Below are 18,502 nucleotides of genomic sequence, written 5' to 3'. Positions count from 1 at the left end.
ACGATCCTCAGGCGGCGTGCCGGTCGAGCCAGTCCAGCACGTTGCGGACCGTGTCCCCGTAGAAGGTGCGGTACATCTCTTCCGTGACGTAGCCGATGTGCGGCGTGGCCAGCACGTTGGGCAGGGTACGGAAAGGGTGCGCCGGCGGTAGCGGCTCCTCGTCGAAGACGTCGATCGCCGCGCCGGCCAGGCGGCCGTGCCTCAGCGCATCGATCAGCGCCGCTTCGTCCACGATCGGTCCGCGCGAGCTGTTGATCAAGCGGGCCGTAGGTTTCATCGCGGCGAGGTCACCGGCGCCGATCATGCCCCGGGTGCGTTCGCTCAGTCGGGTATGAATGGTGAGGAAGTCGGACCGCGCGAGAAGCTCCTGCTTCGTGACATGGCGCACACCGAGCGCACTCGCGGTTTCCTCGGCGAGGTTCTGGCTCCATGCGATCACTTGCATGCCGAACGCCTGGCCGATACGGGCCACCTTCGAACCGATTCGTCCGAGGCCGAGAATGCCCAGGGTCTTTCCGTGCAGTTCGACACCCAGGCCGACTTGCCATGCGCCCGCGCGAACCGACGCGGCTTCGTCCGCGATGCCGCGCGCCAGCCCCAGGATGGCGGCCCAGGTGAATTCGATGGTCGGGGTGGACGAGTAGTTCGTGTGAACCACGTCGACGCCACGAGCGGCGGCGGCCGCCTCGTCGATCGACGCGTTCCCTCGGCCAGTGGAAGCGATGAGGCGGAGACGCGGCAACGCCGCGATGAGATCGGCCGTCATCGGCGTTCGTTCGCGCATGACGCAGATGGCGTCGAAGGGCGCGAGGCGCCGGACCAGGGCGTCATGGTCCGCCTCGTGATCGTGGAACACCGTGATCTCGGCGCGTCCATCGAGTGGCGACCAGTCCGCGCAACGCACGGCCGCCTTTTGGTAATCGTCGAGCACCGCGATACGTATCGTTGCGTCGTTCATGACCGTTTCCTGTTTCAGGCGGACTGGATCAGGTCCCAGCCGTTACCGTAGATGTCCTCGAAGACCGCCACGGTGCCGTAAGGTTCATGCCGCGGTTCTTCCCGAAAACGAACGCCATGGGCGAGCATGCGCGCGTGGTCGGCCGCGAAGTCGTCCGTCTGCAGGAACAGGAATACCCGTCCACCGCCTTGCTTGCCGATATGCGCGCGTTGCTCGTCGTTCACGGCACGGGCCAGTAACAGGCGTGTCCCGCTCGATCCGCGCGGCGCCACCGTGACCCAGCGCTTGCCTTCGCCTTGCGGCGAATCCTCGATCAGGTCGAAACCGAGTGCGTCGACGAAGAAGCTGATCGCTTCATCATAGTCGCGGACGAGGAAAGTGACGGCACCCAGCGAGGGCATGGCGTTCTCCGGGAAAGGGGGCACCTAGGATCGCCCGTGCGGGAGATGCGGACAAGCGAGGCGGGTCATGCCCCGCGGCCGCCCGAACCCCGGGCTGTCCGTGCCGGCGGGTTAGTCGGATAATGGTCAGCTGACTGACAAACGCGTGATACTTCGGCTATCCGGTCCTTTAATGGCTCCGCAAATCAATAGGATAAGCACGTGCTCCTCATGATCGACAACTACGACAGCTTCACCTTCAACCTCGTCCAGTACCTGGGCGAGTTGGGGCAGGAAGTGAAAGTCGTAAGGAACGACGCCCTCACCATCGCGGACATCCGCGCACTGGCGCCGTCGCGGATCATGATCTCGCCGGGGCCGGGTACGCCGGACGATTCGGGCGTGTCCATGGACATCCTGCGCGAAATGGCCGGCGAAGTGCCCATCTTCGGCGTCTGCCTGGGACACCAGGCCATCGGCCAGGTATTCGGCGGCAAGGTGATCCGCGCGCGGGAAATCATGCACGGCAAGACATCGCCGGTCCGGCATCGTGGGCAGGGCGTGTTCGCCGGCTTGCCGAATCCGTTCGAGGCCACGCGATACCACTCCCTGGTGGTCGAGAAGGAATCCGTGCCGGACTGCCTCGAGGTGACCGCCTGGACCGAACGCGAGGACGGTTCGATCGACGAGATCATGGGGCTGCGTCATCGCACGCTCGATATCGAAGGCGTGCAGTTCCACCCGGAATCGATCCTCACCCAGCATGGGCACGACCTGCTGCGCAACTTCCTCGGCATGCCGTTGCCGCTCGCCGCGTAAGAAGGATCCAAGCGCCATGCCGATGACTCCCTCCGAGGCGCTGCAGCGCACGATCGAGCACCGCGAGATCTTCCACGACGAGATGATCGAGTTGATGCACCAGATCATGCGCGGCGACGTCAGCCCGCTGATGACGGCCGCCATCCTGACCGGGTTGCGCGTGAAGAAGGAGACGGTCGGTGAGATCACCGGCGCCGCACGCGTGATGCGCGACCTCTCGGCGAAGGTCGATGCGGGTCCGCACCCTCATTTCCTCGACATCGTGGGCACCGGCGGTGACGGCGCATCCACGTTCAACATCTCCACGGCATCCATGTTCGTCGCCGCGGCGGCCGGGGCGCGCGTCGCCAAGCATGGCGGCCGCAGCGTCTCGTCCAAGTCCGGAAGCGCCGACGTGCTCGAGGCTCTGGGGGCACGGATCGACCTGCTTCCGGCACAAGTGGCCGTTTGCATGGACGAAACCGACATCGGTTTCATGTTCGCGCCCAACCATCATCCGGCGATGAAGGTCGTGTCGCCCGTGCGCCGCGAAATGGGAGTCCGGACGATCTTCAACATCCTCGGGCCACTGACCAATCCGGCCGGTGCCCCGAATATCCTCATGGGCGTCTTCCACCCCGACCTGGTCGGCATCCAGGTTCGCGTGCTCCAGGCGCTCGGCGCCAGGCATGCCATGGTGGTATGGGGTCGCGACGGCATGGACGAGATCTCGCTGGGCGCCGCGACGATGGTGGGTGAACTGCGCGACGGCGCCGTGCGCGAGTACGAGATCGAGCCGGAAGATTTCGGTCTCTCGATGGCATCCAGCCGTAACCTTCGCGTGGAAGACTCCGCGGAGTCGATGGGAATGCTGCTGGACGCCATCTCGGGAGTTCCTGGCGTGCCTCACGACATCGTCTGCCTGAACGCCGGTGCCGCGCTGTACACGGCCGACGTCACGCCTTCCATACAGGCGGGTATCGACCTGGCCCGCGCCACCATCGCGAGCGGCGCCGCTCGTGTAAAAATGGAAGCGTTCGTGGCCGCGACACGACGGCTCGGCGCCTGATATCGTCGGGGCTCCCCGAAAGCCCTGGCCTTACCCAAGGAAGTCCATCGATGCCCGATATCCTCCATCGCATTCTCGACCGCAAGGTGCAAGAGATCGCCGAGCGCAGCCGCAAGCGTTCACTCGACGACCTTGCCGCGCGCATCGCCGACCTCGAGGATACGCGTGGTTTCGTGGCCGCCATCGATGCGCGCCTGCACGACGGCAAGCCCGCCGTCATCGCCGAGATCAAGAAGGCCAGCCCGAGCAAGGGGCTGATCCGGGCCGATTTCGATCCCGCGGCGATCGCACGCAGCTATGAGCGCGGCGGCGCCGCCTGCCTTTCCGTGCTCACCGACGCCGACTTCTTCCAGGGTCACGAGGACTACCTCGACCAGGCCCGCAAGGCTTGTTCGCTGCCCATCCTGCGCAAGGATTTCATCATCGACGAATACCAGGTGTACGAAGCGCGCGTGATCGGCGCCGACTGCATCCTGCTGATCGTCTCCGCGTTCGCGGACAAGGGCGGTGAAGACGTCATCTACGACGAGAACCGGCTGACCGAGCTTTCCCTGCTCGCCGCCGAACTCGACCTCGACGTGCTCGTCGAGGTGCACAACGAGGAAGAACTCGAAGTGGCACTGAGCCTCCCGGCACCCTTGATCGGCGTGAACAATCGCAACCTGCGCACGTTCGAGACATCGCTGGGCACCTCACTGAAACTCAAGGACCGCGTGGGTCCGGATACGGCCATCGTCGCCGAGTCCGGCATCCATACGCCCGAGGACGTGCGCAAGCTGCGCGAAGCAGGCATCCACACCTTCCTGGTGGGCGAGGCCTTCATGCGCGCGGCCGATCCGGGGGCCGAATTGCAGAAGCTCTTCGGCACGCAACCCCAACCGCACCGACACTGACGAAATGGACCAGGGGATCGCGACGGCGGTGGCCGACGACACCGCCGCCGATGCGCGGCGCGTCGTCCTGTTCGATTTCGATGGCGTGATCGTCCGCCACCAGACGCTGGAAATGTTCTTTCGCGAACGCCTGTCGGGCGCGGGACGCTGGCGGTTGCTGCTGGCGCTTCCCGTCGTGCCGCTGGTGCCCTTGCTGATCGGCAGCGTGCGTGGCAATCGATTCCTGGGACGGGTCTTCCTGCGCGTGACCACGTTCGGCCGCCGCGAAGCGTCCTACCGCCGCATGATCGATGCCTATGCGCGGACCTACGCGCGGCGCCCGGGCGTGTTCTTCCGCGATGCCGTGGCGACGCTGCGCCGGCACGTGGACGCCGGCGACCGCGTGATCGTCGTCAGTGGCAACGACCGGCAGATGGTCGAAGCGATCCTCGACGAGGTGAACCTCGACGGCCACGAACTGGTGGCTTCGCAGACCCGTGGCGGCTTGTTCGGCATGCACTTCGTCCGGCATGCCGTGGATCGCGCCAAGGTCCGGGCTATCGAACAGGCCGGTGTTCCTCGCCCCTGGAACATCGCCTATGGCGATTCCTTGTCGGACCTGCCCATGCTCAAGGCGGCCGACGCGGCGAAGCTGGTCAATCCCACGCCCAAGATCGCGAAGAAGGCCGGCCGGGTATTGGGTGACAAGCTGGAAATCCTTTACTGGTTCTAGCGCAGGACGTAGTTGCCCAGCTGGTACAGGCTGATACCGACGATGAGGCAGCCCACGGCGACCATGACGTAACGTGGCGGCAGGTGTCTCACCAGCCACGCGGCCAGTGGCGCCGCGATCACTCCGCCCGTGAGCAGGCCCAGCACGATCGGCCAATGCTGCACGCCCATGTGCGCGATCAGCGTGGTGGAAATCGCCAGGGTGACGACGAACTCGGCCGCGTTCACGGTGCCGATGGTGTGGCGCACGGCGCCGCCGCGCGCGAGCAGGGTGGAGGTGGCTATCGGCCCCCAGCCACCGCCGCCGATGGCATCCAGCAGGCCCGCGACGAAGCCGAGGATTCCCTTGTGTCGTACGCGGTGGTGGGAAACCACCTTGCCCGCCGCGCGCACCAGCACGACCACGCCCAGGATCAGGAGATAGGCGTAGACGAATGGCTTGATGGCGTCGCCGGGCACGCTGGCGAGGAACCACGCGCCGATCACCCCGCCGATCACGCCGGGAATGGCGAGCCGGCGAAACGACTTCCAGTCGACGTTGCCGAACAGCGCATGGGCGCCGCCGGAAACGCCGGTCGTGAATATCTCCGCCGTGTGCACGGTCGCGCTGGCGACGGCCGGCGGCAAGCCCAGGGCCAGCAGGACGGCGTTGGAGACCACGCCATAGGCCATGCCGAGCGCGCCGTCGACCAGCTGGGCGAGCAAGCCGACGCCGACGAAGATCAGGAATTGGGTCCAGTCCATGTACCGTCCACCGGGAGTGTCGGGAACCACGATATACGAGGTGGATGCGATCCCGGCATGAAGAAGGGACGCCTCCCTTGCGTGCGGCATCGCGACGCCGCTAGCCTCGCTTTCCCCACCTCCCCATTGGATTGTCCGATGTACCTCTCCTCACTGCGCGAACTGGCGCTCGGCAGTCGTCTCAAGGCCTTGAGCGACCAGTTCTATCAGGCGGTCGACGAGGTGTACAAGGCGTGCGGAGCGGGTATCGAGTCCCGCTGGTTCCCCGTGCTGCGCTACCTGCGCGACGTAGGCCCCACCACGGTCACGGACATGGCGCTGGCGATCGGCCAGACACACTCGGCGGTGAGCCAGCTGGCGGACCGGCTGGTCGATGCCGGCATGGTGGTGCGCCAGCGCGATCCCCACGACGGCCGCCGCAGCGTGCTGGCGCTGACGGATGCCGGCGAACGCGCGCTCGGCGCGCTCGGTCCGGTATGGCTCGCGATCCGTCGGGGCATGGCCGACTCGCTCGGGCCGCGGGGCCTCGCCCTGCTCGAGGCCATCGACGGCTGCGAACAGGCCCTCGCCGAGCGGCCCCTCGTCGCCGCGATCCTCGCCCAACGGGCCACGCTGTCGCGCGCCTCCGTGGAGGTGGTGCCGTTCGAACCCGGTCTGCGCGAACATTTCCGGCGGCTCAACCAGCAATGGCTGGAGCGCTATTTCCGTGTGGAAGAGGTCGACCGCGCGCTGTTCGCCGACCCGGAAGGGATGATCGTCGGCGCTGGCGGGGCGATTTTCTTCGCTCTCTACGCGGGGGAGGTCGTGGGTACGTGCGCGCTCATTCGCGAAAGCGAAGGCGTCTATGAACTGTCCAAGATGGGCGTGGACGAGAACTACCGCGGACTCGGGGCCGGGCGCAAGCTGCTCGACGAGGCCATCGCGGAATATCGCCGCCGGGGCGGCCGTGAATTGTTCCTGGAGTCGAACAGCCGCCTCGACCGGGCGCTGGGCATGTACGAACGGGCGGGTTTCGTTCGCCAGGCATCCGTCCGTCCCGGCTCGCATTACGAGCGGGCGGACGTCTACATGGTTTATCAGGGCTCCTGAGCGATCCGCGGCGCCTTACCGGGTGCCGCGAACCACGATGGTCTTGCCCGCGACGTCGATCATCCGCTCTTCCTCGAGTTGCTTGAGTACGCGGCCCACCATTTCACGGGAACAGCCGACGATACGGCTGACCTCCTGGCGGGAGATGCGTATCTGCGTCCCGTCGGGGTGGGTCATGGCATCCGGCTCCTGGCAGAGATCGAGCAAGGTGCGGGACACCCGGTTCGTCACATCCATGAATGCCATCCGGCTCACCTGGCGCGACGTGCGCAGCAGGCGATGGGTCAACTGCGAACCGATCGCGAACAGCAGTTTCGGACATTCGGCGGCCAGCGGTCCTTCCAGCAGCTGGAAGAGCCGCTCGTAACTGATCTCTGCCATCTCCACGGCGGTTCGCGTACGGACCAGCGACTCACGCTGGGCCTGTTCCACGAAAAGCCCCATTTCGCCGATGAACTGGCCACGATTGATATACGCCAGGATCAGTTCCCGGCCTTCTTCGTCCTCGGTGCAGACGGCAAGCGAGCCGTCGACCACGTAATAGAGCGTGTTGGCCGGGTCGCCCGGCCGGATGATCGCCGTCTTCCCCGGATAGCGACGGCGATGGCAGGCATCCAGAAAACGGCCCATGGAGGCCGGGTCGGGCGCGAAGCTCGAGGGAGCCTGCGACCGTTCGAACGCCTGTTGCAACAGATATTTGAGTTGAGCCACAGCAGATTCCGTTGAGCCTCAATGGCATGGCGTCCCCCTTCAGCGGTCTGCCGACGGAATTCCGTCAGGCGTCGCCGACTCGCCATGTCCCCTGGGGATTATTGCAGACATCCGGGCGCCAAAATCCACCATTTGGGGGGAGCGGCGCGCGGCGTGTTCAAATCTTCACCATCTTGCCTCATAATTTCACCCCCTCGGCGTCCAGACCCCTTGTCTCACGCCGTACACAAGCGCCGGGCAGACTATTCGTCTCGTTCGTCGTCTTTCATCGTTGCGGGGACCCTTGCTGCTAACCCGCGTCTGCTGCTGGCCGTTCCCCCGGCCTCGGAGAGTCGCTGTGGTCAAACCGCTTCCCCGCCTTCGCCTGCAAGGTTTCAACAACCTTACCAAGGCGTTGAGCTTCAACATCTACGATATCTGCTATGCCGTTTCCGAACAGCAGCGGCAGAACTACATCGAATACATCGACGAGCAGTACGACGCCGATCGCCTGACCCAGATCCTGACGGACGTGGCCGAGATCATCGGCGCGAACATCCTGAACATCGCCCGCCAGGATTACGATCCGCAGGGCGCGTCGGTCACCATCCTCATCTCCGAGGAACCGGTGGTCGAGAAGCTCGGCCGCGACACGATCTCGGGCGCGGTCGTGGCGCACATGGACAAGAGCCACATCACCGTCCATACGTATCCGGAAACGCATCCGCACAACGGCATCGCTACCTTCCGCGCCGACATCGACGTGGCCACCTGTGGCGTCATCTCGCCGTTGAAGGCTCTGAACTACCTGATCGACAGCTTCGAGTCGGACATCGTGATCGCAGATTACCGCGTGCGTGGCTTCACGCGCGACGTGAAGGGCAAGAAGCACTTCATGGACCACAAGATCAACTCGGTGCAGGACTACCTGGCCAAGCACATCCGCCAGAAGTACGAGATGTTCGACGTGAACGTGTACCAGGAGAACATCTTCCACACGAAGATGCACATCAAGGACTTCGACCTCGACACCTACCTGTTCGAGGCGCAGGCCGACGATCTCTCGTTCAAGGAGCGCCAGCGCATCGAATCGCTGCTCCGCCGCGAGATCGAGGAACTCTTCCACGGCCGCAACCTGATGTGACGAAAAGCCCCGCGAAAGCGGGGCTTTTTCTTTGGTGGGATGAAAGGGCTGCCGTGGTGGGAGCCGACCTTGTCGGCGATCCCGCGGCAGCGGGCCAGGCTACGGCAAGCACCCATCGCCGACAGGGTCGGCTCCCACCAGAGCCTCTCCCTCCGGCCCTTCCCTTGGGTCACTCCTTTGGCATCGAGGCATCAAGAGGCATCCGGTCTTCACACCTGCCGCATTAGCGTCGTTTCATGCGCCCGCTGCTGCTCTTCGTCCTCCTGCTGGCCCTGGTCGCCGCCGCGTGGCTGCGTGGCTGGCGCCCGCCCGATCGCTACAACCCCTGGGCTCCGCTCGATCTCCGGGCGGAGCCGGACATGTTCCTGCGCTTCAAGCTGGCCCGGCTGGGCGACGATCCCGCCATGTGCCACGCGGCGCTGCGGGGTGCGGGGGCGGTCTTCACCCCTATGGCTGATCGCCAGGAGGCCGGCGGCTGCGGCTGGACGGACGCGGTGCGCCTTTCGTCGATCGGCGAAGCACGGTTGGCATCGCCGGCGATGGTCACCTGTCCACTCGCGGCATCCCTCGTGCTGTTCCAGCGCCGCGTGGTCCAGCCCGGGGCCGAGGCCGCATTCGGATCGCCGGTGCGGACGATCGATCACGTGGGCAGCTATGCCTGCCGGAATGTCTATCACCGGGACCAGGCGCCGCTGAGTCGCCACGCCAAGGCCGACGCCATCGACGTGACCGGCTGGCGCCTGGCGAATGGACGGCGACTGAGCGTGGAGAAAGACTGGACCAGCCGGGATGGTTCAGCCTTCCTCCGCGGCCTGCAACGCGATGGCTGCCGCTACTTCGGAGCCTTCCTCGGCCCTGACTACAACGCGGCGCATCGCACGCACTTCCACCTTCAAGGTGGCGGTTTCGGCGCCTGCCGGTGAGACGCCGCTCAGAGGCGATAGGCGACCGTTTTCATGACCGTGGAGGCGGCATGCATGAGGCGCGGCAGGGGCCAGGGCAGGTCGACACCGCCACGGGCCTGTGCGGCATCGGCATGGCGGATCTCGTCGGCCTGCATCTGGCGGAGGATCGCGCGGGACCGCTCGTCCTGCGTGGGCAGCCGTTCCAGGTGCTCGGCAAGATGGGCTTCCACCTGGCGCTCGGTCTCGACGACGAAGCCCAGGCTGATGGGGTCGCCGACGGCGGCCGCGGCCACGCCGATGGCGTAGCTGCCGGCGTACCACAGCGGGTTGAGCAGGCTGGGGCGGCTGTCGAGTTGCTTGAGGCGCTCGGCGCACCAGGCCAGGTGGTCGGTTTCCTCCTGCGCGGCGTGCATCAGGTGCCCCCGCGTCTCTTCGGTCCGCGCGAGCGCCGCCTGGCCGACATAGAGGGCCTGGGCGCAGACTTCACCCACGTGGTTGATCCGCATCAGGCCGGCAGCATGACGCCGCTCCGCCTCGTCCATGGGGGCGTCAGGGACCGCGTCGCCCGGTGAACGGCGCACGGGTTCCGGTGAGCCGGCGACGGCCTCCATGGCGCGCTCGAGGCCCGAAAGCAGGCGGTCGAGGCGGTTCAGAGATCGAACGGACATGGAAGGCTCCTGACGTACGGGGATGACACACGTTACAATGCCCACAGCCCGATGCCAGGTGAAGGCGCTGCGGCCGCTTGTCGCGGACGCCTTCCCATTGACCGGGCAGGCTTGTGAAGCGGCCCGGTCATCATGTTATGATTGTCGGCCCAAAGCTCACGTGCAACGTGGGCTTGCGCGATGAGGGAAAAGTCCGCTATTCTCTCGCGCCTTTGCTTTCACCGATTCCGTGTTCCGTCTGTCCAGGCGGCAAACCAGGTATTTGAAATGAAAACGTTCACCGCCAAGCCGGAAAGCGTCAAGCGCGATTGGTTCGTGGTTGATGCCACGAACAAGACCCTGGGTCGCCTGTCGACCGAGGTTGCGCGTCGCCTCCGCGGCAAGCACAAGCCCGAGTTCACCCCGCACGTCGATACCGGCGACTACATCGTCGTGATCAACGCCGAGAAGGTGGCCGTGACCGGTGCCAAGCTGGACGACAAGATGTACCACCGCTTCACCGGCTACGTCGGCAACCTGAAGACCACCAGTCTCAAGGATCTGCTGGCCACGCACCCGGAGCGCGTGATCGAGATCGCCGTCAAGGGCATGCTGCCGAAGAACCCGCTGGGTCGCGCCATGTACCGCAAGCTCAAGGTGTACGGCGGCGCCGAGCACCCGCATACCGCACAGCAGCCGCAGGCGCTGGAAATCTAAGGAATCGACATGGCTATCCAGCAGAATTACGGTACCGGCCGCCGCAAGACCTCCGCCGCCCGCGTGTTCCTCCGCAAGGGCACCGGTGGCATCGTCGTCAACGGCAAGCCGATCGAGCAGTTCTTCGGTCGTGAGACCTCGCGCATGATCGTGCGCCAGCCGCTCGAACTGACCGACAACGTCGAGAAGTTCGACATCATGGTGACGGTCGCCGGTGGCGGCATCACGGGTCAGGCCGGCGCCATCCGCCTCGGCATCGCCCGCGCCCTCGTCGAATACGACGAAACGCTGAAGTCGCCGCTGCGCAAGGCTGGTTTCATGACCCGCGACGCCCGCGAAGTCGAGCGTAAGAAGGTCGGTCTCCACAAGGCCCGCCGCGCCACGCAGTTCTCGAAGCGCTAATACACGCGCTTCAAAATTCGACGCATCAAGGTCAGAGCGCGTCGAATCCCGGTTTATTGGGAGATCGTCTAACGGTAGGACAACGGACTCTGACTCCGTTTATCTAGGTTCGAATCCTAGTCTCCCAGCCAAACAGAAAAGGGCCTCGAGAAATCGAGGCCCTTTTTCTTTGTTCGTCACATCGTCGACTCACCACACAAAATCAGCATTTACCCGATGTCGGGCACGTGAGCCACTGGCTACCTTGCCAGCACACCACCCGACAACGAGGTACGCCCCATGCTTCCCGATCTTCCGCGTCCCAAGCAGGCCACGATCTACGCCCTCGTCGGCGATCTGTGGGAGAACAATGGCAGCATCCAGTACGTCGCGCATGCGATCACCGCCGGCGGTAACGCGACACGGCTGCGCGATGTGATCGAAGGGTCGGGCAAGGGCCCGGCGAACCACCCGGACCAGCTTTACTGGGACCCGAGGCGGATTGCCAAGGTCGCTGGCGTCCAGCGCATCGAGATCGATTGCACACTCATGCCGTGCGATGGCGAGTTCGATGGATGCCTATTCCGTGTTCCCGTCCTGGTCGCCGCGTGCGGTTATGCCAACGTGCCGCTTCGCATCTTCTCGCACCGCGACGAGGGGGCCGGTGGCGGCGGCAGCACGAAACGCTATTTCCTTTGCAACACCGGGCAGAAGAACGCCGACCTGAAGGCCGCGTTCGCCGAACACGGCGGCTGGGGCTGGACGCCGTGGAATGGCACCTACGCGTGATGCTTTGAGCGCTCACGCAAGATCCCCTGCCTGAGCAGGGGATCCTCGGATCGTCAGGGCGTCGGGTCGTTCGTGACCTGCGGATCGAGGCCGATGCTCTGCTGCTTCTCGCGGTCCTTTACGACGACCAGCACCACGGTGAGCTGCTTCACCGTATTGGCATGCAACACCCGGATCGCATTGCCCCCCTCGATGACTTCGACACCACTGAACTGGCTGCGTGCGTCGGTCGTGAAGATATCGGACATCTCGAAGCGATCATGATGCTTGCCTTCGAGGCGGTAGACGATCTCGGTATTTCCTTCCGTCACATGCACGCGGTCGGGATTGAACGTGTAGTCGTACTTGCGATCGCTGGTCTGGCCTTGTCCTGGCGGGGCGTCGGTGATGGTCAGCGATACGTCGATGATGGCGTTGGGGCTTGGCACGCGTGCTTCTCCTAAAGTGAATGGACGAACGACTCGAACGCCGGCGCGCGGTATTCCGCATGGCGCAAGCGCTCCAGATAGATGGCCGCTTCGCTGCTGCGACCCAGTAGCAGAAGCGCACGGACATAAGGATCGAGCAGGCGGGGATCGCTGCTTCGCGCGGCCTGCTCCTGCAACTCGTCGACGGCACGGCGCCAGTGCGTGGCCGCCTCGTCACGGCGCCCGAGCGCCCCGGCGGCCTCGCCTTCGGCAATGCTCGCCGAGGCGGCCAGCAAACGCGTCGAGGAGTTGGGCCTGGCCCCCGGCGCAGGCTTGAGAAGGTCCGATGCATCCACGGCGGTGCGCAGTGCCTGGCGCGTCGCGCCGCCGCGCAACAACGCGGTGCTCTGGTAGGTACGGTTGAGTGCGAGCAGGTTGCGCCAGTCGACGACCTTGCCGTCGATCGCGAGCAGGCCCCGCAATAGACGTTCCCCCTCGCCGAGCCAATGTCCGGCTTGGGACGTATCGTCCATGGCGAGCGCGAGCCAGCCTTGCTGGGTTCTCGTCCAGGCGAGATCGCGTTGCCAACTGCGATTGTCGGGCACGTCCCGCACGAGCGCGACGAACGTCGCCGCGGACGATGCATAACCGGAGGCGGCGTCCGCCACGCGGCCGAGGTCGGCCTGTGCCCTCGCCACGTGAAGTTCCGCGAGCGCATGGCGGTATAGCCAGCGATTCGTGGGTGGACCGTCCTCGCGCGCTGCAAGCACCGCCTGCCGTTCCATCTCCAGCATGCGAAGCGCCGTCAGCAGGTCGCCCCGTTGCTGCTCGGCCATCGCCATCCAGCTCATCGTGTCCGCGAGTTCGAGCCACGTCGAGCGGTCCGCCGGGCGCATGCCCAGCACCCGGTGCTTGAACCGGGCCGACGTGTCGAAATACGCGATGGCCTCCTCCAACCGGTCTCGCCGAAGCGCGGCGGAACCGAGGCAGTTGTTCGCATAGGACAGTTCAAGCCAGGCGTCGGGATCGTCCGGTTCGAGAGCGGCGCGCCGGGTCGCATCCTCGAGGTAGGCCAGCCATGCCAGTCGCGCCTCGTCGGCACGGCCTCGACTGGCGGCGACCTGTGCGCGCCAGAAATCGATCTTGCCTCGCTCGGCGTAGGCCGCGGCGATGTCGGGGACGGCGGTGAACAGGTGGCGCAGGCTGGCGTTCGCCGCGAGAAAAGCCTGCGCGGCCGCGTCGACGTCACCGCGGGCGTATCGAATCTCGCCGACCTGGCGCAACGCGCGCGCCTGCCGGAGCACCGCCTCGGGAACGTCCGCCTGCCAATCGTGACCGAGCACGAGCATCGCCCTGCGCGTCACGTCATCGAGCAGGTCGAGGCGGCCCAGGGCATCCAGGCGTTCGTACATATCGCCGAGCATGAAGTCGAGCAAGCCTTCCGCATCCGCGCGCCGCGCTTCGGCGTGCGTTTCCGCTCGCCGTGCATCCACCGCGGCCAGAGAAGAGACGCCTGCCAGCATGACGATGGCCGCGGCCATGGCCACGAAGGTCCCCGTGCGAAGACGCGCTTGCCGAAGCGACCGGCGCACGAATTCGCGTTGCCGTTCGCTGAGGGGCGGCTGCGAAGAGCGATAGAGGATGCGGGCATCCGCGAGAAGCTGTCCGCGCGGAAGCAGGTGTTCGCGGCGGCGGTCTTCGTCGAACCAGCGCATGCACATCGTGGCGATGCGCGAGCGGGAACGGAGCATGGAACGGTGCGCATCGATCCATGCTCCCACGCGGGGCCAATGCCTCAGCAGCGCCTCATGGGCCACGGTAAAACAGGCTTCGTCGTCCTCCAGCAGACTGACCAGCAACCGTGCGTCGACCAGATCGCGCAGCAGGACCCGCTCGCCGTCGTCGAGGTCCCGCCAACGAACGACGCGAGCGGTCACTTCGTCGCCATCGGTGGCGAGGACCACGAGCCTGTGCAGGATGCGCGGAAACGCCAGGGCGGCACTCGCGCCCAGTCCATCGAGTACCTGTTCAGCCCGCTGGCCCAGGGCGCCTTCCATGCCGCCGAGCTGGCGGTAGGCGGCGAAGGTCAGCGTGCCTTTCGCATCGCGCGCCTCGTAAAGCGCCTGCAGCGTGTACTGAAGCAGCGGCAGGCTGCCCACGCGACGGCACGCGGCCTCGATCAGTACATCGTCCAGTTGCCTCTCGGTGGCACCGTCACGCTCGAAATGCAGACCGGCGGCAAGCGCTGGCAGGCGGATCATCTGTGCCACCTCGCCCGGCCCTGGCGCGGCGAGGTCGTAGGAGGCCCCGTCGCGCTTGAGCGCGAGAAGCTCCGGCAGCGCCATCAACCGCGGATAAAAGTCGTTGCGGCAAAGCGCGATCACGGCGACCGTCCCGCTGTGCGCGAGCCGAGTGAGGGCGGAGACGAAGAGGGCCGCGTCGTCCGGTGCGGAAGAGCCGGTGACCAGGCCCTCGAGCGCATCCACGACGAGCAGGAGCACGTCGCCGCCCGATGGCCGTCCCTCGGACAGGCAGAACGCGATGCGCCGGATGACGAAATCCGTGTCGTTCGCCAGCGCATGGACCAGGGCGCGACGCTCCGCGTCCACGAACAGCGGACGGCCGCGAATCTCGCAGCGCGTCATGGCCAACGCCAGGCCTTCCAGCGGTGTCAGGCCTGGCGTCCGGCTCGTCATGGCGCAGCAGGCGAGCGCCCGGAGGCCGTCGTAACCGCCCTGGTTCAGCAGGGCGGGGATGATGCCCGCCTGGATCAACGATGACTTGCCACAGCCGCTGGGTCCCGTCACGAGCATGAAGGCGCAGCCGGCGCGATGCTGCCGCCGCATGGCCGCGAGCACATCCGACGTCGCGCGCGTGCGGCCGAAGAACACGTCGGTATCGTCGCGGCCGAATGCCAGCAGGCCGCGATAGGGAGAGCCGCCGTGCCACGTTCGTGCCGCGCCTCCGGGACCGCGCCCGTCGGCGAACAGCACGGGTGCGACGACCTGATAGCCCCTCTTGCGCACCGTCGCGATATAGCGCGGGTTCCGCGCGTCGTCGCGCAATGCCTTGCGTAACAAGGCGATGGTCTTGTGCACGGGGTTGTCGCCATAGAACGTGCCGCGCCAGCAGTCGGTGAGGAGCTGCTCGGCGCTGACGACGTTCCCGTCCGTTCCGGCCAGGTAGGTCAGCACGTCGATCAACTTGGGTTCGAGCACCAGGCGTTCGCCGGGGCGTTCGATCGAGCGCTGCGCAGGCCGCACGGTCCAGTCGCCGAAGCTGAAAAAGACGGGGTCTCCCGTGCGCTGCATGTCCCCTTCCCGCCGCCGGCGGATGCGGCGGCAACGGCAAGTCCCTGCTTCGACAGGGGTATACCAACCGTAAGGTTTCCGGAAGGACGCATGCGTGCGCCAACCACGAGGGTTCGCGCACCTTCCATCCGGATTCCCCCATGCATGGTCTTCCGCAACACGGTCGCCACGCCGGCCGCATTCTGTCACACGCCTCCCCCCGTCACCACGGACCCTCACTGTGACGCGCGTCACGATCGTGCTGGCCGATGAGCAGGCGCTGTTTCGCGAAGGCGTGGCTGCGTTGCTCGCCGGCGACCCGCGCCTCGACATCGTCGGCAGCGTCGGTGACGGGCGTGAATGCGTGCGCCTCGTCTTGCGAGATCCCCCCGGCCTGCTGATCTTCGACTGCGCCATGCATGGCCTGAGCGGTCTCGAGGCGGCGCGCCGGATCGCGCCCCGATGTCCGGAAACGCGCATGCTTTGCCTGTCGGCCTATGAGGATTCACGCTGGGTACGCGCCGCCTTCGATGCGGGCGCCCACGGCTACGTGCTGAAGCGGGGTGGTTTTCACGTTCTTCACGAGGCGATCGAGACCGTGCTTCGCTCTCGTTACTTCGTAAGCCCCGACATCGCGCATCTGCTGGTGGGAAACGGCAGGGGGCGCGGAGGCCCGGCGGTCGGCGAGCCGGTGGTGCTGAGCGCTCGCGAGCGCGAGATCACCCAGTTGTTCGCTGAAGGCTACGCCACACGGGAGATCGCCGAGCGGTTGCACGTGAGCGTGAAGACGGTCGGCACGCATCGCGAGCACATCATGGCGAAGCTCGGTCTTCACGGCATCGCGCAATTGACCCGCTATGCCATTCGCGAGGGACTGACCACGCTCGACCCTTGAGAGCCGCCGCCTTCGCAGGCGGCGGCCCTCGATGTCACTTACGCAAGGCGTGCCGGGTGTTCTCCCGCAACGCGACCAGGTTCGACGCCTTGTAGAAGGCGCGGTCGACGGCGGCATGGCTGAACACTTCGCCGCGCGCGTCTTGCAGCGTGCCACGGCGGATGCCTTTCCACTTGCCCGGGCGCAGCCATATCTTCATCTCGTCGGCGTCCAGGCCGAACCCCGCGCGGTCGGCCAGCGTATCGACGAAGCGCCGCAGGGCCGCGGTCACGGCTCCGACGGGCACCTGGCCTGCGTCACGCCAGGCCTGGAGGGCCTGGCGCGCGGCCTCGCCTATCTCCTCGAGGCGCTCGTGCGCGGGCGCCTCGAGGAAGACATCCGATTTGCTGGCGGGCAGCCGGGCGCAATCCTTGAGCAAGTCGGTCGCGAGCTCGATGAAGAACGGATCGGGCACCACGACGTCGTCGCGGCCGTGAACGAGGAAGCCGTAGAGGTGCCTCGCGAAGGTCTTGCGTCCCGGTTCGTCGAATACCTCGTCGGAAACGAAACGCCACACCGCCACCGGAGGCATGCCGCGCTCGCCATCGCCTTCCAGTGGCAGCCCGAGCAGGCCCCAACGCAGGAGATCGACGTAGTCCGCGCGCGTCAGCCGCTTTTGCCGCAGATCGCGCTGGAAGGCCTCGACGACGGCCGGCTCGATCACCAGCGGATCGGCGTTGACGCGCGTGACGAATCCCTTGGCCAGGACGGGCTCCATGCCACGTTCGCCCGGTTCGACGACTCCGCGGTGGAGCACGATGTCGCGCAAGGCTCGCAAGACCCAGTAGTCCTCCATATTGCAGCCGGTGACGCCCACCGCCGCGAAAGCGCGCTTCTGGTCCTCGCCGATGAACCACGACGAGGTGCCGCTGACTTCCGGCTTGACCGTATCCCTTGCATACCGTCCCACGAGTTCGGCGATGGCGCTGTCCAGAGCGACGCCGCGCGTCAGGCCCACCTCTTCCTTGCGCCGGTAACGCTCGTCAACGTCGACTTCGTCGATCACGAGGTGCGCGTGATGATCGACGAACCACTGGGCGAGGGTGTCGTCGCCAGGCATGGGTGGCAGGCCGGTTCCCGCCTTTGGCGCGAAATGGTAGACACCACCCTGCGAGCACAAGGCGATCGAGGGCGACGCTTCGCCCCCGGTGTACTCGAGTCCGACATAGAGACTGGCGCAGATGGGAGAGAGCGAACCCGGCCGGCCGCTCGCGGACGCGCCGCCCTGTGCGCCGAAGCAACTCACGCGCAGCGGCCACTCGTATGTGTCGCCAGCGCGATGCGCCAGCTCGCTCGAAAGCGCTGAGATCATCTTCAGGAGGAAGATGATGTAGGGCGCCATGAGGCTCGGCTGCAAACCCATCTCGGGCGCGCGGAACACGACGATGGGTGGTTCTCCGGACGCCGCTTCGCCCAGGTCGAAGCGCACCACCGAGAACTGCGGTCCCGGGCCGTCGAGCGGCACCTTCAATTTCGCCTTACTGCGCAGCGACTGCAGTTCATGCACGTCGATCATGCGGATGACACGGCGATTCGCCTCACGCAACTTCGCCTCCGCTTCCTCGTCGCTGGCGAGGAACACCGAGATGGCGCGGGCGAGGACGCTTTCGATGCGCGCGTCCGGCTCCGCGCCATGGTCCACGTGCCCGGCGTCCGCGTGCGCCACGTGCCGTATGGGTGCCGCATAACGTTCCAGCGGCCACTCCAGCAGAGGGCCTCGCGGATCGACCAGGCCGCGCTCGATCAGCACGACGGGCCGCCGCTTGCCGGCCCCTTTTTTCAGTTCCGCTTCAAGCAATCCATTCAGGACGGTGTTCACTTCCTCGTCCATGAAGCCCATGTAGACGTCGATCAATTTATCGCTCATGGCGTGTCTCGTTGGCACCGGCTCGTGCCGGCACGACAGCCTGACGACACGGCAACCAGGGTGGCATCAGGCGAAAACTGATTTTTTCC

Annotated in this window: 19 protein-coding genes and 1 tRNA gene; 12 read left to right on the top strand and 8 right to left on the bottom strand. The window is 65.9% G+C overall.

What is annotated here, in order from left to right:
- Window positions 1–7 precede the first annotated feature (7 nt).
- Together QFZ41_RS07960 and QFZ41_RS07955 are read right to left on the bottom strand one after the other, a co-directional pair.
- Window positions 8–958: a D-2-hydroxyacid dehydrogenase family protein gene (locus QFZ41_RS07960; RefSeq protein WP_429198263.1), complete on the bottom strand. Its 951-nt coding sequence runs from the start codon at window positions 956–958 to the stop codon at window positions 8–10.
- A gap of 14 nt (window positions 959–972) precedes the next feature.
- Complete coding sequence (locus QFZ41_RS07955; protein WP_429198262.1) at window positions 973–1,359, bottom strand: VOC family protein; 387 nt, start codon at window positions 1,357–1,359, stop codon at window positions 973–975.
- Window positions 1,360–1,560: 201 nt separating this feature from the next.
- Between QFZ41_RS07955 and QFZ41_RS07950 the strand changes: the two genes are divergently transcribed.
- From QFZ41_RS07950 to QFZ41_RS07935, 4 genes are read left to right on the top strand one after another with little or no spacing between them, the layout of a single operon-like run.
- Window positions 1,561–2,157: an anthranilate synthase component II gene (locus QFZ41_RS07950; RefSeq protein WP_429198261.1), complete on the top strand. Its 597-nt coding sequence runs from the start codon at window positions 1,561–1,563 to the stop codon at window positions 2,155–2,157.
- A 16-nt stretch (window positions 2,158–2,173) separates the two neighbouring features.
- Complete coding sequence (gene trpD, locus QFZ41_RS07945; protein WP_429198260.1) at window positions 2,174–3,205, top strand: anthranilate phosphoribosyltransferase; 1,032 nt, start codon at window positions 2,174–2,176, stop codon at window positions 3,203–3,205.
- Between the two features lie 50 nt (window positions 3,206–3,255).
- Window positions 3,256–4,098: an indole-3-glycerol phosphate synthase TrpC gene (trpC, locus tag QFZ41_RS07940; protein WP_429198259.1), complete on the top strand. Its 843-nt coding sequence runs from the start codon at window positions 3,256–3,258 to the stop codon at window positions 4,096–4,098.
- 4 nt (window positions 4,099–4,102) lie between these two features.
- Window positions 4,103–4,810, top strand: a complete 708-nt coding sequence (locus tag QFZ41_RS07935; protein ID WP_429198258.1) for an HAD family hydrolase — start codon at window positions 4,103–4,105, stop codon at window positions 4,808–4,810.
- Here the strand turns inward: QFZ41_RS07935 and QFZ41_RS07930 are convergent.
- A complete protein-coding gene (locus tag QFZ41_RS07930) occupies window positions 4,807–5,553 on the bottom strand; it encodes a sulfite exporter TauE/SafE family protein (RefSeq protein WP_429198257.1) in 747 nt (248 codons plus the stop codon). The two genes, QFZ41_RS07935 and QFZ41_RS07930, sit on opposite strands and share 4 nt — an antisense overlap.
- 138 nt (window positions 5,554–5,691) lie before the next feature.
- On the opposite strand from QFZ41_RS07930, the gene QFZ41_RS07925 reads away from it, so the two are divergent.
- Window positions 5,692–6,642 (top strand): bifunctional helix-turn-helix transcriptional regulator/GNAT family N-acetyltransferase, encoded by a 951-nt coding sequence (locus QFZ41_RS07925; protein ID WP_429198256.1) that lies wholly within the window; start codon window positions 5,692–5,694, stop codon window positions 6,640–6,642.
- A gap of 15 nt (window positions 6,643–6,657) precedes the next feature.
- On the opposite strand, the gene crp is transcribed toward QFZ41_RS07925, so the two are convergent.
- Window positions 6,658–7,353, bottom strand: coding sequence for a cAMP-activated global transcriptional regulator CRP (gene crp, locus QFZ41_RS07920; RefSeq protein ID WP_306851143.1), 696 nt, complete (start codon window positions 7,351–7,353; stop codon window positions 6,658–6,660).
- A 337-nt stretch (window positions 7,354–7,690) separates the two neighbouring features.
- On the opposite strand from crp, the gene speD reads away from it, so the two are divergent.
- Both speD and QFZ41_RS07910 read left to right on the top strand, forming a co-directional pair.
- On the top strand, window positions 7,691–8,476 hold the full coding sequence (speD, locus tag QFZ41_RS07915) for an adenosylmethionine decarboxylase (protein WP_089981013.1): 786 nt from the start codon (window positions 7,691–7,693) through the stop codon (window positions 8,474–8,476).
- Window positions 8,477–8,712: 236 nt separating this feature from the next.
- Window positions 8,713–9,399, top strand: a complete 687-nt coding sequence (locus QFZ41_RS07910) for an extensin family protein (RefSeq protein ID WP_429198255.1) — start codon at window positions 8,713–8,715, stop codon at window positions 9,397–9,399.
- Window positions 9,400–9,407: 8 nt separating this feature from the next.
- On the opposite strand, the gene coq7 is transcribed toward QFZ41_RS07910, so the two are convergent.
- On the bottom strand, window positions 9,408–10,049 hold the full coding sequence (gene coq7 / locus QFZ41_RS07905; protein WP_429198254.1) for a 2-polyprenyl-3-methyl-6-methoxy-1,4-benzoquinone monooxygenase: 642 nt from the start codon (window positions 10,047–10,049) through the stop codon (window positions 9,408–9,410).
- Window positions 10,050–10,316: 267 nt separating this feature from the next.
- On the opposite strand from coq7, the gene rplM reads away from it, so the two are divergent.
- From rplM to QFZ41_RS07885, 4 genes are all read left to right on the top strand, one after another.
- Window positions 10,317–10,745, top strand: a complete 429-nt coding sequence (gene rplM / locus QFZ41_RS07900) for a 50S ribosomal protein L13 (protein WP_306851138.1) — start codon at window positions 10,317–10,319, stop codon at window positions 10,743–10,745.
- Window positions 10,746–10,754: 9 nt separating this feature from the next.
- Entirely contained in the window at window positions 10,755–11,147 is a 393-nt protein-coding gene (rpsI, locus tag QFZ41_RS07895; RefSeq protein ID WP_429198253.1) for a 30S ribosomal protein S9, read from the top strand.
- Window positions 11,148–11,204: 57 nt separating this feature from the next.
- Window positions 11,205–11,278: transfer RNA gene (locus QFZ41_RS07890), tRNA-Gln, on the top strand.
- Between the two features lie 148 nt (window positions 11,279–11,426).
- Complete coding sequence (locus QFZ41_RS07885) at window positions 11,427–11,915, top strand: hypothetical protein (RefSeq protein ID WP_429198252.1); 489 nt, start codon at window positions 11,427–11,429, stop codon at window positions 11,913–11,915.
- 53 nt (window positions 11,916–11,968) lie between these two features.
- On the opposite strand, the gene QFZ41_RS07880 is transcribed toward QFZ41_RS07885, so the two are convergent.
- Together QFZ41_RS07880 and QFZ41_RS07875 are read right to left on the bottom strand one after the other, a co-directional pair.
- Window positions 11,969–12,343 carry a hypothetical protein gene (locus QFZ41_RS07880; protein WP_429198251.1) on the bottom strand — a complete coding sequence of 125 codons (375 nt, stop codon included), beginning with the start codon at window positions 12,341–12,343 and terminating at the stop codon, window positions 11,969–11,971.
- An 11-nt stretch (window positions 12,344–12,354) separates the two neighbouring features.
- Window positions 12,355–15,633 (bottom strand): winged helix-turn-helix domain-containing protein, encoded by a 3,279-nt coding sequence (locus QFZ41_RS07875; RefSeq protein WP_429198250.1) that lies wholly within the window; start codon window positions 15,631–15,633, stop codon window positions 12,355–12,357.
- A gap of 220 nt (window positions 15,634–15,853) precedes the next feature.
- Between QFZ41_RS07875 and QFZ41_RS07870 the strand changes: the two genes are divergently transcribed.
- Window positions 15,854–16,507 carry a LuxR C-terminal-related transcriptional regulator gene (locus tag QFZ41_RS07870; RefSeq protein WP_429198249.1) on the top strand — a complete coding sequence of 218 codons (654 nt, stop codon included), beginning with the start codon at window positions 15,854–15,856 and terminating at the stop codon, window positions 16,505–16,507.
- A gap of 34 nt (window positions 16,508–16,541) precedes the next feature.
- On the opposite strand, the gene QFZ41_RS07865 is transcribed toward QFZ41_RS07870, so the two are convergent.
- The gene (locus tag QFZ41_RS07865; protein WP_429198248.1) at window positions 16,542–18,413 is read right to left on the bottom strand and encodes a hypothetical protein; all 1,872 of its coding nucleotides are present in this window, start codon (window positions 18,411–18,413) and stop codon (window positions 16,542–16,544) included.
- Between the last annotated feature and the right edge of the window lie 89 nt (window positions 18,414–18,502).

It is taken from the genome of Luteibacter sp. W1I16, assembly GCF_050434905.1.
In the GTDB taxonomy this organism is placed as follows: Bacteria; Pseudomonadota; Gammaproteobacteria; order Xanthomonadales; family Rhodanobacteraceae; genus Luteibacter.
This window is presented reverse-complemented; position numbering and strand designations above follow the sequence as displayed.

Coding starts and splice junctions, on each gene's coding strand:
- QFZ41_RS07960 (WP_429198263.1), bottom strand. CDS start 958: ATGAACGACGCAACGATACGTATCGCGGTGCTCGACGATTACCAAAAG.
- QFZ41_RS07955 (WP_429198262.1), bottom strand. CDS start 1,359: ATGCCCTCGCTGGGTGCCGTCACTTTCCTCGTCCGCGACTATGATGAA.
- trpD (WP_429198260.1), top strand. CDS start 2,174: ATGCCGATGACTCCCTCCGAGGCGCTGCAGCGCACGATCGAGCACCGC.
- trpC (WP_429198259.1), top strand. CDS start 3,256: ATGCCCGATATCCTCCATCGCATTCTCGACCGCAAGGTGCAAGAGATC.
- QFZ41_RS07935 (WP_429198258.1), top strand. CDS start 4,103: ATGGACCAGGGGATCGCGACGGCGGTGGCCGACGACACCGCCGCCGAT.
- QFZ41_RS07930 (WP_429198257.1), bottom strand. CDS start 5,553: ATGGACTGGACCCAATTCCTGATCTTCGTCGGCGTCGGCTTGCTCGCC.
- QFZ41_RS07925 (WP_429198256.1), top strand. CDS start 5,692: ATGTACCTCTCCTCACTGCGCGAACTGGCGCTCGGCAGTCGTCTCAAG.
- QFZ41_RS07910 (WP_429198255.1), top strand. CDS start 8,713: ATGCGCCCGCTGCTGCTCTTCGTCCTCCTGCTGGCCCTGGTCGCCGCC.
- coq7 (WP_429198254.1), bottom strand. CDS start 10,049: ATGTCCGTTCGATCTCTGAACCGCCTCGACCGCCTGCTTTCGGGCCTC.
- rplM (WP_306851138.1), top strand. CDS start 10,317: ATGAAAACGTTCACCGCCAAGCCGGAAAGCGTCAAGCGCGATTGGTTC.
- rpsI (WP_429198253.1), top strand. CDS start 10,755: ATGGCTATCCAGCAGAATTACGGTACCGGCCGCCGCAAGACCTCCGCC.
- QFZ41_RS07885 (WP_429198252.1), top strand. CDS start 11,427: ATGCTTCCCGATCTTCCGCGTCCCAAGCAGGCCACGATCTACGCCCTC.
- QFZ41_RS07875 (WP_429198250.1), bottom strand. CDS start 15,633: ATGCAGCGCACGGGAGACCCCGTCTTTTTCAGCTTCGGCGACTGGACC.
- QFZ41_RS07865 (WP_429198248.1), bottom strand. CDS start 18,413: ATGAGCGATAAATTGATCGACGTCTACATGGGCTTCATGGACGAGGAA.